The 14,296-nt window shown below is 67.5% G+C and carries 13 protein-coding genes; 6 read left to right on the top strand and 7 right to left on the bottom strand.

Translation table 11 applies throughout. The features are described from left to right. The first annotated feature begins 90 nt into the window (after positions 1–90). A complete protein-coding gene (locus N8888_RS04260) occupies positions 91–693 on the top strand; it encodes a short chain dehydrogenase (RefSeq protein WP_074900439.1) in 603 nt (200 codons plus the stop codon). Between the two features lie 41 nt (positions 694–734). On the opposite strand, the gene soxR is transcribed toward N8888_RS04260, so the two are convergent. Beyond that, entirely contained in the window at positions 735–1,169 is a 435-nt protein-coding gene (soxR, locus tag N8888_RS04255; RefSeq protein ID WP_053519250.1) for a redox-sensitive transcriptional activator SoxR, read from the bottom strand. 81 nt (positions 1,170–1,250) lie between these two features. Here soxR and N8888_RS04250 point away from each other — a divergent pair, with 81 nt between their 5' ends. Continuing rightward, positions 1,251–2,618, top strand: a complete 1,368-nt coding sequence (locus N8888_RS04250) for an MFS transporter (protein ID WP_263177734.1) — start codon at positions 1,251–1,253, stop codon at positions 2,616–2,618. Between the two features lie 45 nt (positions 2,619–2,663). Here the strand turns inward: N8888_RS04250 and N8888_RS04245 are convergent, their stop codons facing one another. Together N8888_RS04245 and N8888_RS04240 are read right to left on the bottom strand one after the other, a co-directional pair. After that, complete coding sequence (locus N8888_RS04245) at positions 2,664–4,688, bottom strand: esterase/lipase family protein (RefSeq protein WP_263177733.1); 2,025 nt, start codon at positions 4,686–4,688, stop codon at positions 2,664–2,666. Continuing rightward, entirely contained in the window at positions 4,688–5,662 is a 975-nt protein-coding gene (locus tag N8888_RS04240) for an Lnb N-terminal periplasmic domain-containing protein (protein ID WP_053519243.1), read from the bottom strand. The genes N8888_RS04245 and N8888_RS04240 overlap by 1 nt, the downstream gene beginning before the upstream one ends. A gap of 174 nt (positions 5,663–5,836) precedes the next feature. On the opposite strand from N8888_RS04240, the gene N8888_RS04235 reads away from it, so the two are divergent. The 4 genes from N8888_RS04235 (at position 5,837) to N8888_RS04220 (ending at position 9,345) form a co-directional block, all read left to right on the top strand. Then, positions 5,837–6,241 carry a GFA family protein gene (locus N8888_RS04235; protein WP_053519241.1) on the top strand — a complete coding sequence of 135 codons (405 nt, stop codon included), beginning with the start codon at positions 5,837–5,839 and terminating at the stop codon, positions 6,239–6,241. A 368-nt stretch (positions 6,242–6,609) separates the two neighbouring features. Beyond that, positions 6,610–7,284, top strand: a complete 675-nt coding sequence (locus tag N8888_RS04230; protein ID WP_263177731.1) for a class I SAM-dependent methyltransferase — start codon at positions 6,610–6,612, stop codon at positions 7,282–7,284. Between the two features lie 139 nt (positions 7,285–7,423). Further along, positions 7,424–8,200: a DeoR/GlpR family DNA-binding transcription regulator gene (locus N8888_RS04225; protein WP_065175969.1), complete on the top strand. Its 777-nt coding sequence runs from the start codon at positions 7,424–7,426 to the stop codon at positions 8,198–8,200. Positions 8,201–8,211: 11 nt separating this feature from the next. Then, positions 8,212–9,345, top strand: coding sequence for an MFS transporter (locus N8888_RS04220; RefSeq protein WP_263177729.1), 1,134 nt, complete (start codon positions 8,212–8,214; stop codon positions 9,343–9,345). Positions 9,346–9,354: 9 nt separating this feature from the next. Here the strand turns inward: N8888_RS04220 and N8888_RS04215 are convergent, their stop codons facing one another. The 4 genes from N8888_RS04215 to N8888_RS04200 form a co-directional block, all read right to left on the bottom strand. Beyond that, the gene (locus tag N8888_RS04215; protein WP_263177728.1) at positions 9,355–10,860 is read right to left on the bottom strand and encodes a PepSY domain-containing protein; all 1,506 of its coding nucleotides are present in this window, start codon (positions 10,858–10,860) and stop codon (positions 9,355–9,357) included. A gap of 11 nt (positions 10,861–10,871) precedes the next feature. Further along, positions 10,872–13,007: a TonB-dependent receptor gene (locus tag N8888_RS04210; protein WP_263177727.1), complete on the bottom strand. Its 2,136-nt coding sequence runs from the start codon at positions 13,005–13,007 to the stop codon at positions 10,872–10,874. Between the two features lie 120 nt (positions 13,008–13,127). Then, positions 13,128–13,514 carry a DUF2946 family protein gene (locus N8888_RS04205; RefSeq protein ID WP_053519267.1) on the bottom strand — a complete coding sequence of 129 codons (387 nt, stop codon included), beginning with the start codon at positions 13,512–13,514 and terminating at the stop codon, positions 13,128–13,130. Between the two features lie 130 nt (positions 13,515–13,644). Continuing rightward, on the bottom strand, positions 13,645–14,025 hold the full coding sequence (locus N8888_RS04200) for a tautomerase family protein (protein ID WP_074900404.1): 381 nt from the start codon (positions 14,023–14,025) through the stop codon (positions 13,645–13,647). Positions 14,026–14,296: the final 271 nt, after the last annotated feature.

The following is a 14,296-nucleotide window of genomic DNA, read 5'->3' as shown; positions in this document are numbered from 1 at the left end:
TGATTAGTAATCAGCAAATCATACGCGGCTTACCAAACCGCGTCGTCACGGCGCAGACTGCGCTTCATCTCCCCCAAGCAAGGAACCGTCATGAAGATTCTTCTCGTGGGCGCCACCGGCACGCTCGGCCAGGCCGTCGCGCGCCAGCTCGGTCAGCAGCACCAGATCCTGGACGCAGGGCGCAGCAGCGGCACGCTGCGCGTCGATCTGACCGACGATGCCAGCGTCAACGAACTGTTTGCCCGCACCGGCGCGGTCGATGCGGTGATTTCCACCGCAGGCAAACTGCATTTTGGTCCTCTGCGTGACATGACGCCCGAACGGTTCAACGTCGGCCTGCAGGACAAGCTGCTCGGTCAGGTACGGCTGGCACTGGCCGCCCAGCATCACCTCACCGCCGGTGGCTCGATCACCCTGACCAGCGGCATCGTCAGTGCCCAGCCGATCCGCGACGGCGTCAATGCAACCTCGGTGAACGCCGCGCTGGAAGGATTCGTGCGCGCAGCGGCCCTGGAGCTGCTGCCCCGCGGGCTGCGCATCAATGTCGTCAGCCCGAATGTGCTGGTCGAATCAATGGATGCCTACGCGCCCTACTTCCCCGGCTTTGAAGCGGTCACCGCCCAGCGCGCGGCACTGGCGTACCAGCGCGCGGTGGAAGGCATCCTGAGCGGTGAAACGATCACCGTCTGGTGATGCATGATCCAGCCTGGCGTGCCCTCCGATGTGCCGGGGCCTCAGCCCCAGCGCATCGGACCGTCACCCCGTTCCCCGAGGACATCTTCTGGGTTGGCCAGCCGGCAGCGCTTCAGTGACAGGCAGCCGCAACCGATGCACCCGGTCAGTTCGTCACGCAGCAGCTGCAGCATGTGGATGCGCTCATCCAGCTCGGTCCGCCAGCGTGCGGACAGCGTGGCCCAGTCGGCCTTGGTCGGTGCCCTGCCCTGCGGCAGGCTTTCGAAAGCACGCGCCACCGCCTCCAGCGGCATGCCCACGCGCTGTGCAACGCGTATCACCGCCAGCCGGCGCAGCACGTCGCGGCTGAAGCGGCGCTGGTTGCCCGAGGTACGCAGGCTGCTGATCAGGCCCTTGCGCTCATAGAAGTGCAGTGCGGATACGGCCACGCCGCTGCGCTGCGACACCTCACCCACACTCAGTTCCTGCGACACCATTGCTTGACCTCAACTATAGTTCAGGTGTCATGCTGCGGTCTTCGCCGCCGGATGACAAGCGCGGCCTCCCAGACTTTCCGCATGACCCCGACTCCACCTGCTGCCGACGCCGCCCCTCCTGCCGAAACCTCCATCCTCTCCGCGCGCTATCGTGCGACCACCCTCGGCATGGTCGCCCTGGTTTCGCTGCACGCCTTCGAAGCGCTGGCGGTGGCCGCAGCCATGCCCACCGTCGCCGCCGCACTCGACGGGCTCCGCCTGTACGCGCTGGCCTTCGGCGGGACCCTCGCCACCAGCGTCATCGGCATGACACTCGCTGGCCTCTGGGCCGACCGGCACGGGCCCGCGCGGCCGCTGTGGTGGGGCCTGGCGTGCTTCGTACTGGGCCTGCTGCTGGCCGGCCTGGCCACGCACATGGGGATACTGGTGGCCGGGCGGCTGCTGCAGGGCCTGGGCGCGGGTGCGATCTCGGTCTCGCTGTATGTGATGGTCGGCCGTACCTACCCCGAACCGCTGCGGCCGAAGGTGTTCGCAGCATTCTCCGCTGGCTGGGTGGTGCCGTCGATGATCGGCCCGGCTGCGAGCGGGCTCATCGTGCAGCACCTGGGCTGGCGGTGGGTGTTCCTGGCCGTGCCGCTGCTGGCGCTACCCGCTGCATTGCTGCTGCGACCTGCACTGTCACGCCTGCAGCCCTCGCCTGCGGGCGACAGCGGCAATCGCAGCCGGGTGGTGCGCTGGGCCAGCGGCGCGTCGCTGGCAGCGCTGCTGTTGTATCTCGGCGGGCAGCAGCAAGGGATGGCGGCAGTGCTGTGCATCGCTGTGGCGATGCTTGCGCTGCTGTTCTGCGTGCAGCGGCTGCTGCCCGCCGGCACCTTGCGCGTGCATCGCGGCCTGCCCAGTGTGATCGCCCTGCGCGGCATCGCCGCTGCGGCATTCTTCGCCTGCGAGGCCTACCTGCCACTGCTGCTGCAGCGCGAGCGCGGGCTGTCACCCAGCGGGGCCGGCGCGGTGTTGAGCCTGGGGGCATTGGGCTGGTTCGCCGGGTCGTGGCTGCAGGGCCACCAGCGCAATGGCTGGTCACGCCAGCAGCTGCTGCGCGCGGGAACGCCGCTGATGGCGATCGGTATCGCGGCCACGCTGGCGGTGCTGTTCCGCACGGTACCGCTGCCGGTGGCTCTGATCGGCTGGACGCTGACCGGCTTCGGCATGGGCATGATCTACGCCAGTCTTTCGGTACTGACCCTGTCCCTTTCGGCACCGCACGAACAGGGAGCCAACACCTCGGCGCTGCAGTTGAGCGAGGCGCTGGCGGTCACCACCGCACTGGCCGTCTCCGGCGCGCTGTTTGCCCTGTTCGTGGACGACAGGCCGCACATCGGCTACGTGCTGTGCCTGGCGATCACCCTGGGCCTGGCTCTGCTGTCCACGCTGATTGCACGCCGGGTGTAACGCCACCGGTTGATTCGGCCGGGCGTGGCCCGGCGATCAGTGCAGTCATGGCGTGGCCGCCGCGTCCACGTCATCGATGTCCCGGTGCAGGATGCGGCGCACCTCCAGCACGGCCTGCGGCGATTCCTGCACGCTGTGTCCGGAGATGATGACCTTCTCCGACAGCGCCCCCGGCAGGTGCGCGCTCCAATACGGCACCAGCCCATCGTCGGATTTCTCCAACGGCAGTTCCGGTTTGCGCTGGGCGATGATCGAGTGGTACTTCAGGCCCGCTTCGATCGGCAGCTGTGCGGCCGCCTTCACGAACGGATCGCTGGCCTTGAGGTTGTCGATGCTGTTGGGAATCTTCGGCTTGGCGGTGCCGTCAACCTGCTGCTCGGCCTGCGCCAGCGCCAGGAACACATCCTCGAATTTGCCCAGGATGGTCAGCGGCAGGCGCACCAGACGGCCGATCAGGCGGCCGACCCTGTTGCCGGCGATGTCGGTGCCCTGATGCGGGGCGGCGATGAAGATCGCCCGTTCCACATTCGGCTGCGCCTTGAAGTGCAGCAGCGGGCCCAGCTTGTTCTGCACCCGCTTCAGTCGTTCACCCTTCAGGTCATAGTTGGCCAGCAGGTCGTTCCACAGCACGTCGCCCGAGTCGCTCACCAGCAGGCGGGCCAACACGCCGCCCATGCTGTGACCGATGTAGACCATGTCCTTCGAGGCGCGCGTGCTGCCATCCGGGTCGAAATGCTTCAGCGTGTCGTTGAATGCAGTAGCGATCTCATAGCGGTTCAGCGCGATCGGCGCGTTGGTCGGGTAATACACCTGCCACACCTGGAACTGCTGGCGCAGCTCGGGATCGCCCATGATCTCGTTGGCCAGGTTCACCCACGCTTCCGGGCTGCTGGCCAGGCCATGCAGCATGAAGATGATGCGGCGGTTCGGATCCCACGGCTGCATCAGGTAGATGTGCGGCTCACCGATACCCTCGCTCATGCCGAACAGCGTGCGCAGCGATTGCCGGGCGAAGCCACTCTGCGCCAGCCACAGGCCGTAGGCGGCAGTGAAGTTGCCGGCCAGCGGCACCTGCTCGCCGTGCAGGGTGATGCGCTCGGTCGCTTCGGGCGAATAAGCGTCCAGCTCGACCCGGCGGGTACGCATCACGTCCTCCAGCGTGCTGCCCTCGAAGCGCAGCAGCGCGGTGACGTTGATCGAGGACATCTCGCTGAACTCCGGCACCGCATCATCATGGCGATGGCGGCGACCACGACGCGCATCGCTGTCGTCGTCCTGCCCGTCGTCCGCCTTCGGGCCATCTGCGGAGACCGCCGGAGCAACCAGCTTCGGCGGGTCCATCACCATCACCAGCTCCGCACCGAAACCGTCGCGTCGATAGGTACTGCGCAGGCCGACGAAGCTGACCGTGCCAGCGGGTACCAGCTGCGCCGGAATGCTCTTCAGGGCCAGCTGCTGGTAGTTGGAGGCCAGCGACCAGCTGCCGACCGTGATCGGCTTCGTATAGTCCTCGCCGGCGAGCGCGGCGGCGCGCGCCCGCACGAACAGAACCACCGCGGCCTTCTCGGCTGCATAGTTGTAGTAGTCGCGCACCTGCGTCTGCCGGTCCTCGAACGCCCGATCGGACGGCGAACGGCCGCTGTAGAACAGGTAGGCGTAGGCATAGCGCGCCGCTTCCAGCCATGCATCCAGTGCGGCATCGCTCATCGGTGGATCGCCCGCCGCCGTCTTCTTCGGGGTCAGCGCCAACGCTGCCTTCACCCACAGCTCCGACAACGCGGACAGCCGCTGTTCGACGTTGAGATCGTCGGTCATCAACAGCGTGCTGCGACAGACCACGAAGTCCTTCTCGCACTGCGACTCATCCAGCCCGGCTGCACTCAGCGTTTCCCGGGCCGCCGGGCTGAGCCTGCCGGTGTTGAGCACATCGGCACGCTTGTTGACCAGCGAGTCACTGGATTTCACCTGCTTGACGGTGACCATCGCGCAGCCGCTGCCGGCCAGCAGCATGAAGATCGCCAGCGACGCCGGCAGCACGCGCTGCCAGCGGGAAAGTATGGACATGAGCATCACTGCGGGTCCTGCTCGGTGCCGGGCACGCCCTGGCGGATCACGGTGGAAAAGTTGCCGCCGTCACCCAGGTCCAGCGCGCGCTGGGTGATCCGGCCCTTGGCATGCAGCACTGCGTACGGCACCCCCGGCGTCAATGCCCCGACCTCCTGCGCGTACTCGGCCAGATAGCCGGACAGCAGCAGGCGGTAGTCCAGCGGCAACCGCGGCGCGATATGCCTGGCCAGATCGAAGACGATGGTGGTGCAGTTGCTGGTCAGCGTGTTGTAGAAGCCGGGCTTTGCATCCAGCTCGCGTGCCTGCGCGATGTAGGCAGCGAACAGTTCCTTCAACTGTGCGCGGTCCATGCCATGCAGGCGGTACAGATAGACATCCTCGCCACGCGCGTTGGTACGCGTGCGGATGATGTCGGTCTCTTCGGAGGCCACCAGGGTCATCTCGAACTTGCGGAAGAATCCCCCCAGTGCCGAGAACGATTCCCCGCGTTCCTTGCGGATCTCCAGCGAGAACACGACATGGCGGCCATCGTCGAAGCCGAACGAGATCAGCGTGTGGGCGATCGCCGGCCCCATCCAGTACGAAAGCACCAGGTCGGCCGAACGCAGCTGGTCCAGGTCGTACGTGCGGCGCACCCAGCGCGCGTCATAGTCGGTTTCGCTGCGCCAGGTGAAATCGCGCACGTTGTCCAGCACCACATGCCGCCCATCGAAGGAGACCACGTGCAGGCGTTGCGCTACGTCATCGGCCCAGACGCGATCCTGGCGCGGGGTCAGCAGCATCCACCACCCCAGCGCCAGGGCCAGCGCCACGCCGAAGGCCATGCCGAGCCGTCGCGTGCCATGGCCACGGGCAACCCGCCAGGACGCCCACAGGGCGGACAGCACCCACAGTACCGCCACGGCCGACGCCAGCCAGCCCGGCCCCGGCAGCTGATAGAGCAGCAGGCCAGCCACCCACAGTGCCAGCAGTGCCATCACACTTCCTGTCATCCAACGTCCTGCGGCTTTCACTGGCGTCCTGTCGTGGTCCCGGGGGCGCATAGTTAGCCACAAGCGGGTTCGCCCTGGCATCTACGGCCCGTTCAGGCTGCTGGGTGCACCGTCTGCAACGCCGTTTTCCACATACCGTTCCCTCTTCCAGGAGCATCGATGGGCATTACCTCCGTGGCCGGTGTTGCGGTCCAACCCCAGCACAGCGCCCGCTGTCATTGCGGTACGGTCGAACTGCTGCTGGACCTGCCGGACGGCATCGTCGACCCGCGCCGCTGCGACTGTTCGATGTGCCGCCGCCGCGGCGCCATCGCCGCCAGCGTCGCCCTCGCAGGGCTGCAGGTGGTGCGAGGGCGGGACCATCTGCGGCTGTACCAGTTCAACACGCATGTGGCCGAGCACTACTTCTGCGATGTGTGCGGCATCTACACCCACCACCGTCGGCGTTCGAACCCCGACCAGTACGGCTACAACGTCGCCTGCCTGGAGGGCATCGATCCCTTCGCGCTGGGCGTGATCCCGGTCAGCGATGGCGTGAACCATCCGGCCGACCGCCCGGCCTAGTGCCGGGTACGGCGTGTCGGCGCGGTGACCTTCTGCCAGGGCGCCATGCCGCTGCGGCCGGCCCGCGCGGGGCGTTTGCGCCAGGGCCGGCGTGGCGCGGACTCTGCTTGAACGGGGCGCGGCGGAGGCGCGGGCCGGCGTGCAGTCCAGAGATGATCAAGCAGCCACATGGTCGGTCTCCGTGGGGGCGGGGACGATCAAGCGTGGACGCTGGCCTGCATAGCCGGCGTGAGGCATCGACGACACCACGATGACAGGCGGCGAAGCCCTGCGCGCGCACCACGCCGCAGCCGCATCGCGGACTGGGCGGCACCTCTTGACGCCTGCGCTACAGTGACAATTCCCCTCCTGCTGCAGGTCGCCTCCGGATGCCTTCGTTCTCCGATCCCCAGGCTGCGGCCCGCTATCACGAGGGACCGCTGCGGCAGGTACCTGGATTCCTCGGTCTGCAACAGATGGCCCACCTGCTGCTGGCCGAGCACGTGCCCGAGCACGGCCACGTGCTGGTGCTCGGCGCCGGTGGCGGCCTCGAGCTGAAGGCCTTCGCTGACGCCCACCCGCACTGGCGCATGCTCGGAGTCGATCCGGCCGGCCCGATGCTGGCGCTGGCCCGCGAAACGCTCGACACACGGATGAACCACGTGGAGCTGCTGGAGGGCTACATCGAGGATGCCCCGGCCACGATCTTCGATGGCGCCAGCTGCCTGCTGACCCTGCACTTCCTCGATATCGACCAGCGCCGGCATACCCTGCGCGAACTGCGCAGGCGGCTGCGTCCGGGCGCGCCATTGGTGGTGGCCCACCACAGCGTCCCGCAGGAGCCGGAGGCGAAGCTGCGCTGGTTGAGGCGCTACGCGGCCTTCGGCGAGGCCTCCGGCATTGCCCGTGCGGATGCACAGCGCGCGATCACCGCCATCGCCGAGCGCCTGCCGCTGCTGTCACCTGAACAGGAGGTGGAGGTGCTGCAGGAGGCAGGCTTCAAGGACATCGAGCTGTTCTACGCCGGATTCACCTTCAAGGGCTGGGTCGCCTACGCGGCGTGATGAACCTGCAGAGCCGGCGCTCGCCCGGCCAAGCCTCGTACCTCGCACTTTTCCAGGGCCGTCCGGGAGAAGGGGCTCCCGTGCGTCGACCCGAATGCATGCTGTTGCATGTTCATGCACGAATATGCACACTTACCCCATGAACGCCGATTCCAGCCCCCTCCCCGCCGAACGTACCCGGCAGATCCTCGAAGAACTGCGCCAGCAGGGCCGCGTGATCGCTGCGGAACTGGCGCGCCGCTATGCCGTCTCCGAAGATTCGATCCGCCGCGACCTGCGTGAACTGGCCGCCCAAGGCCTGTGCCAGCGCGTGTACGGCGGCGCCGTGCTGCCGCCGCCGAAGGAGCGCCCGCTGCGCGAGCGCCTGACCCGCGATCGTGGCGACAAGGCCGAACTGGCCGCGCGCGTCTGTGCCCTGCTGCAACCTGGCCAGGTGGTGCTGCTCGATGCCGGTTCGACCAACCTGGCCATCGCCCAGCAGTTGCCGCCCGAACTGGCACTGACGGTGATTACCAACGCGCCGCAGATCGCCACCGCCGCCAGCGTGCATGAAGGCACTTCCGTGCAGCTGATCGGCGGCCGCCTGGCCAGCGGCGGCGGGGCGGTCGGTGCTGAAGCACTGGCCCAGGTGCAGCGCCTGCGCGCCGACGTGTACCTGCCCGGCCCGTGCGCGGTGGACGGCGACACGGGTGTGTGGGCGATGGATGCCGAAGAAGCCACCTTGAAGCGCGCCATGGTGGCCTGCAGCAGCCGCGTCATTGTCGCCGCCACCACCGAAAAACTCGGTGCCCGTGGCCACTGGCAGATCGCCGGCCTCGACGAGATCGACGACCTGGTGCTGACCACATCAGCCCCGCCCGCACTGGCAGCGCGCTTCCTCGCTGCCGGTATTGCGGTGCACCCCACCCCGCCCTGACCGAACCGCCCATGTCCGTTGCCTACCGCGCGCGTGCCGAACAGCACGCGACCCGCGCTGCATTCTTCATTCCCGGTTTCGCCACGGCACTGTGGGCGACGCTGGTACCGTTCGCCAAGGCACGCGCGGACCTCAACGACGCCACGCTCGGCCTGGTGCTGCTCTGCCTGGGTGCCGGTTCGCTGCTGGCGATGCCAGTGGCGGGCGTTCTGGCCGCGCGGCTGGGCTGCCGCCGGGTGATGGTGGCCAGTACGCTGTTGATCTGCCTCACCGTGCCGGGCCTGGCCCTGGCCGGTTCAGCGTGGCTGCTGGGCCTGGTGCTGTTCGTGTTCGGTGCCGCGGTAGGCGCGATGGACTGCACGATGAACGTGCAGGCCGTGGCGGTCGAGCGCGAAGCGCGACGTGTGATGATGTCCGGCTTCCACGCCTTCTTCAGCATCGGCGGCTTCCTGGGCGCGGCAATGATGACCGTGCTGCTGTCCCTGCAGCTGCCACCGCTGGCATCGGTGCTGATCGGCGTGGCCGCGATGCTGCTGGCGATGCTGCTGTCGGCGTCGTACTGGCACCGCGAGCGCATGCCGCAGGACACGCCGATGCTGGCCATGCCGCACGGCATCGTGCTGTTCATCGGCGTGCTGGCCTTCGTCGCGTTCCTCGGCGAAGGCGCGATGCTGGACTGGAGCGCGGTCTTTCTCAGTGACGTGCGCAGCGTCGATGCGCGCATGGCTGGCATCGGCTATGTGATCTTCACCCTGACCATGACCGTGGCCCGCCTGCTCGGCGATGCACTGGTGGCGCGGGTGGGACGCGAACGCGCCATCGTGTTCGGTGGCCTGCTCGCGGCCAGTGGCGTGCTGGTGCTGACGCTTGTCACGCCCTGGCAGGTCTCACTGGCCGGTTATGTGCTGGTCGGCCTCGGCTGCGCCAACATCGCGCCGGCGCTGTTCTCGCTGGCCGGCCACCAGACCCGCATGCCCGGCGCGCTGGCGATCACCGCCGTGTCCACGCTGGGCTTTGCCGGCATTCTTGCCGGCCCGGCACTCATCGGCTTCGCCGCCAATCATTTCGGCCTGATCGCTGCATTCATCGGTGTGGCCATCGCGCTGCTGCTGGTGGCGGTGTCCACGCGCTGGCTGCGGGTGTAGCGCGCGGCATCAACGGCGCCGACGCCGGACCTTCATCCGCAATCGTCGATAACCGATCACCGTAGCCGTCGCGCACAGCGCGGTGCCGGCGGTGCTCAACAGCAGCAGCACGCCCAGCCGGGCCGTCTCCTGCCGCAGCATCGCCGACAGGTCCCAGCTGTGCAGGAAGTAGAACAGCCAGCGCCCGACACGCTCACGATGCCCCAGGGTCAGCAGTGGATCGCCGCTGGCCAGATCGAAGTAGACGCGCGTCGCCTCGGCATCACCGAAGTCCGCCACCGCCACCGGGAAGCGGCGCACCGCCGCGCCGTTCATCGCCTCCGGCGCACGTGGATAGAAATAGGCATCCGCTGCATGCAGCAGCGCGAACCGATGCATCGGTGCGGCAGACATCGCCTGCGCCTTCTGCTGCAGCCATGCCACCGGCAGCAGCTGCATCATCCGGAGATGCCCTTCGTCTGCGGATACGATGCGCGTATCGCCCTGCCCGTCCAGCAACAGCGCGAACAGCTCACCGCCGATGCGCCGCCACTGGATCTCCACCGGCATGAACAGCCCATCATGGGCCGCAGCCAGCAGCGCTGCTGGTTCGCCCAGTGCGCCGTTCACTGCCACCGCATCGCCGCGATACTGCGCCGTGTTGATCGCCGCGCGCGTACTGCTGAATACGCCCAGCGGATTCATCGACATCAGCCCGCTGAAGATCCAGGTGAACACGAACGCCGCAGCCGCCAGACCGATCAGATGATGCCAGCGCATCCACGGCTCGACGTACGGCGTCTTCGCACCGGAACGATAGTGGCCAGCGAAGCGCCAGCGCCACACCCCCACCACGATGCCGCTCACCGCCGCCACCGTGCACAGTGCTGACAGCACGATCACCACCCACGTCCACACCGGGTCCACCGACTGCATGCGCAGGAAGTACAGCCAGTGCAGCCAAGCGCCCACATAGTTCCAGCGCTGCTGCACATGCGGTGCATCCAGCACCACCTCGCCGGTGCGCGAAGACACATACAGGTCACCCGGCCGCGCACCGCCCACCTCGACCCGGTACAGCGGCCGATGCGCATCCAGCGCACGCGAATGCGTCCAGCGGTCCTCATCCACGCGCATCGCACCCACGAATGCCGGGCCGCCGGCAAACTGCGCCGCCGAAGCTTCGGCGCGCTGTGCCGATACCGGCAGCAGGACCTGCCCGGTACGCGCCGACCAGGCTCCCACGTGGCTGCCACTACGCACCACATAGGCGGGCTCGCCGCGCAGCGTGGTCAGCGCCACGCTTTCCGGCTCAGCCTGCACGGCCGCTGGCAACGCCGACAGTCCAAGCAGCCCATGCGCGTCTCCCAGCACCGGCAACGCCGCCAGCCGCTCGCCGGGCGTCAGCTTCGGGTAGCCGACGAACAGCATCACCATGCCGCTGACGAACCACAGCAGCATCAGCAGGCATCCGCCGATGCCCAGCCAACGGTGCACCAGGTAGGTCCAGCGCTTGGCAGTGGATCGCAGCGACATGGCGTGCGTCCTCAGAAGCGGTGATCGAGGGTGAACTCGACGCGGCGGTCCGCACCCAGCAGCCACTGCGTGCTGGTGTAGTACGCCGTGGCGTAGTACGCCTTGTCGAACACGTTGAACACACGGGCTGTCACCCGCGTGCGCGGTGCCGCCTGCCAGGTCAGCGCCAGATCGGTGGTGCTGTAGCCCGGCAGCTCCAGGGTGTTGGCGTTGTCGGCGTAACGCTTGCCGACGTAACGCACACCTGCGGCCGCGCTCCAGTCGGGCAGGAACTGCCAGCTCACCCATACATTGGCCAGCCGCTCTGCCACGTTCGGCGGCACATTGCCATCGCGCGAGACCAGCACAGCCGGCGAACCGGTGGCTTCCAGGAAGTCCTCGAACTCGGCCTTCAGAACCGTCGCGTTGGCATCGAGCGTCCATTGCGGCGCGAAATTCCAGTTCAAGGACGCCTCGATTCCGCGCGAAGTCTGCGCGCCCACCTGCACCCGACGATCCGGGAGCAGCGGATCACGGCTGAGCAGCCCGGTCTTGCGGATCCGGTACGCCGCCAGCGTCCACTCGCCACCGTCGAAGGCCTGCTTCAGGCCGACTTCGACCTGACGCCCCTTGGCCAGGTCGAAGGCACCGTTGGCCGGGCTGATCATCAACAGGCCGCTGACCGGGTCGGCCGCCTGCGAATACTGCGCGTACAGGCTCAGCGTCGGCTGCAGCGCGAATACCGTACCTGCTCGCCAGCCGGTGCTGCTGTAGGTCTTCGAGAATGCCTTCTGGCCGCTGATCAGATCGGTACGATCGATGCGCGCGCGGTCGTGGCGCAGCCCGCCCAGTACCGACCAGCGCTCGTTCAGGGCCAGCCGGTCTTCCACGAACAGAGCGTACTGCTCGGCACTGTTGCGGTAGCGCGGCAGGTTCGGCGCATCGCTGGCAAACTGCCCCGGCACCGGATGGAACGGATCGACCGGACCGGAACTGCCGGCATAGGTATTGTTGGTGTGCTTGAAATGCGCACGGTTGGCATCCATCCCCAGCGCGAAACTGTTGGCAAGACCGCCCACCTCACCCTGCACGCGCAGCGTCGAGGTCAGCCCGGTCTGGTCCTGGTTGTGGGTGATCTGGGTGTTGCCCGAGCGGTCAATCAGGCCAGTGCGCGGGTTGTAGACATAGGCCTCGGCGTTGCGCCAATCGCGCTGGCTGTCGATCTGGTAGACGCGGGTGCGCCACTCCATCTTCGCGTTCGGCGTCCACAGCGCATCGAGCTGCGTCCAGCGGTCACGGAATCGGATGTCACTGTCTTCCACGTTGTAGTTGCGGTGGCGCAGTGCGTCCAACTGTCGGCCATCCACCAGCGGCGTGCCGAAGTAGCGCATCGGCTGCTGGTAGCCCTGCCCATGGGTGAGCGTCAGCTGCAGGTCGGTACGCGGCTGCCACAGCAATGCCCCGGAGAAAGTCGCGTCACTGTTGCGGCCACGGTCCACCCAGCCGCCGCTGTAGTTGCCGCTCACATCCAGCCGGTAGGCCAGCTCGGGCGTCAGCGCGCCACCGCTGCCGAAGCCCAGGCGCGCGATGTCCTCGCTGCCCACCGTCACACTGATCTCGTTCTCGACGGCACCGCGCGAAGGCTTCTTCGGCACGATGTTGATCACACCGCCGATCGCACCGTCGCCGTGGATCACCGAGGCCGGCCCGCGCAGCACTTCGATGCGCTCGATGGACCAGGTATCGAACGGGAACGTGATGCCGACGCCCCCGTACTGGCGCAGGCCATCGTACAGGCGCATCACCGACGCCCCATCAGTGAAGCCCCGGCTGGACAGCGCGCTGAGGCCGTTGCCCGGATGCGGCATCGCGCTGATCGCACCCGCGCGGCTGATCGCATCGTTGAGGTTGCTGTCGCCGCGCTGCTCCAGCTGGTCGCGGTCGATCACGGTGAGCGCCGCAGGTGTCTGCAGCACGTTCAGGCCGAGCGCGGAACCTGCGCCGGGGGTGGCCGACAGCGCACCGTGCCGGGTATCGACTACGCGTACGGTGTCCAGGGTGGTCGGGCCCGCCGCTTCGGCACGGGCAGGTGCAACAGGCAGGGCGCAGGCGCACAGCGCCGGCAGCGTCGCCCAACGCAGGGCAACGCGCTTCGGATGTCTTTTCATTTTTTCACGGCATGCAATGCCACCCCGCACCGCGGGGCAGCAGGAAGGAAAGCGCACGCGGTAGCGCCAGGCCATGCCTGGCGGCTTCCATCAGAGGGAATGCACGGCCGCGCGCGCGGCTCAGCCCGCCAATGCCGCCGGTGGTCCCCGCGCCCCGAGGGTTCCCGCCAGGCGCGCGGGCACTGCCAGCACAGCGCCCAGCCGCGCCCGGCAGACCGGCGCCAAGGGCACCAGCAGCAGGAACGCCGCCACCAGCAGGGTGATCAACCGCGCCGCGATCAGGCAGTAATCGCAATCCACGCCCATTTCATGGTCGGCGTGTGGATCGGCGGGCGGATTCTTCGCGGCCTCACCGTGCGGCGTCGCCATCGCATGATGGTCGTGATGGCCTTCCATCGTGTGCTGCGCATGCAGCGAATGATCCATCGCCGCCACCGGCGCCGCCGCTGCCACGCGGCCATGCGCCACCCAGCGGCTCACCAGCGGGGCAAGCAGCACCAGCAGCAGGGCGAGCCATGCCAGGGCCTGGAACCGGCGGTGGAATCGGGGGCGGTGCACCCGGGCATTCTACGGCGCGGCGCCGCAACCTTGGACCGCGTTCAGGGTTTTGCCCCTGCGACAGGGTGACGCAGGTGCCTCACGTCGCGTACTGGGCAACGCCATGCCCGAACGACCAGTTCTCCTTCTTCACTTCCACCAGATTGATGAACACGTCCTCGCGGCGGATGCCCACTGCCGAATGCAGGCCGTCAGCAATGCCCGCGTACAGCGCCTTCTTCTGCTCCAGGGTGCGGCCCTCGTTCCAGGTGATCTGGATGCAGATGAAATCGTCGGAGCGCTGCACACCCAGGTAACTGGGGTCGTAGACCAGGGTGGCGGCGTCGTGCTCCTGGAAAATCTGGAAGCGGTCGTTCTCGGGCACGCCGACAGCGCGCATGGCCTGGTAGATGGCCTCGCCGACGCGCTGCAGGTAGTCGGCGGATTGGCCTTTGCGGAGATCGATGCGGGCGAGCGGCATGGTGGGGCTCCCGGGTGGAGGGTTGGGAGACGATGCGCCGGGCTGCTAGATTTCTGTGTGAAATGTCGCGCGAACGCGCGTCCCGTTCAGAGCCCTGCAATTTCCTCCCCCAGGAGGGCGCACTTCTCAGCTTCCCTGCCGCTCCGCGTTCGTTCTCTGATTACTAGGGTGCATGTCGCTTCTCGCAGGTTTCTGAACTCATCAACGCAGCGTCCCGCAGACCACGTCCCTGCCCTCATTGACTGAATCCCGCGACCCCAAATTTCTGGAA

It is taken from the genome of Stenotrophomonas maltophilia, assembly GCF_025642255.1.
Classification (GTDB): domain Bacteria; phylum Pseudomonadota; class Gammaproteobacteria; order Xanthomonadales; family Xanthomonadaceae; genus Stenotrophomonas; species Stenotrophomonas maltophilia_P.
The sequence above is the reverse complement of the archived record's forward strand: the minus strand, read 5'-3'. Positions and strand labels throughout refer to the sequence as shown.

Excerpts from the sequence above, each read along its gene's own strand:
- soxR (WP_053519250.1), bottom strand. The coding sequence starts at position 1,169 with ATGGTGTCGCAGGAACTGAGTGTGGGTGAGGTGTCGCAGCGCAGCGGC.
- N8888_RS04220 (WP_263177729.1), top strand. The coding sequence starts at position 8,212 with ATGTCCGTTGCCTACCGCGCGCGTGCCGAACAGCACGCGACCCGCGCT.
- N8888_RS04240 (WP_053519243.1), bottom strand. The coding sequence starts at position 5,662 with ATGGCACTGCTGGCACTGTGGGTGGCTGGCCTGCTGCTCTATCAGCTG.
- N8888_RS04200 (WP_074900404.1), bottom strand. The coding sequence starts at position 14,025 with ATGCCGCTCGCCCGCATCGATCTCCGCAAAGGCCAATCCGCCGACTAC.
- N8888_RS04230 (WP_263177731.1), top strand. The coding sequence starts at position 6,610 with ATGCCTTCGTTCTCCGATCCCCAGGCTGCGGCCCGCTATCACGAGGGA.
- N8888_RS04215 (WP_263177728.1), bottom strand. The coding sequence starts at position 10,860 with ATGTCGCTGCGATCCACTGCCAAGCGCTGGACCTACCTGGTGCACCGT.
- N8888_RS04210 (WP_263177727.1), bottom strand. The coding sequence starts at position 13,007 with ATGAAAAGACATCCGAAGCGCGTTGCCCTGCGTTGGGCGACGCTGCCG.
- N8888_RS04225 (WP_065175969.1), top strand. The coding sequence starts at position 7,424 with ATGAACGCCGATTCCAGCCCCCTCCCCGCCGAACGTACCCGGCAGATC.
- N8888_RS04245 (WP_263177733.1), bottom strand. The coding sequence starts at position 4,688 with ATGCTCATGTCCATACTTTCCCGCTGGCAGCGCGTGCTGCCGGCGTCG.
- N8888_RS04250 (WP_263177734.1), top strand. The coding sequence starts at position 1,251 with ATGACCCCGACTCCACCTGCTGCCGACGCCGCCCCTCCTGCCGAAACC.
- N8888_RS04260 (WP_074900439.1), top strand. The coding sequence starts at position 91 with ATGAAGATTCTTCTCGTGGGCGCCACCGGCACGCTCGGCCAGGCCGTC.
- N8888_RS04235 (WP_053519241.1), top strand. The coding sequence starts at position 5,837 with ATGGGCATTACCTCCGTGGCCGGTGTTGCGGTCCAACCCCAGCACAGC.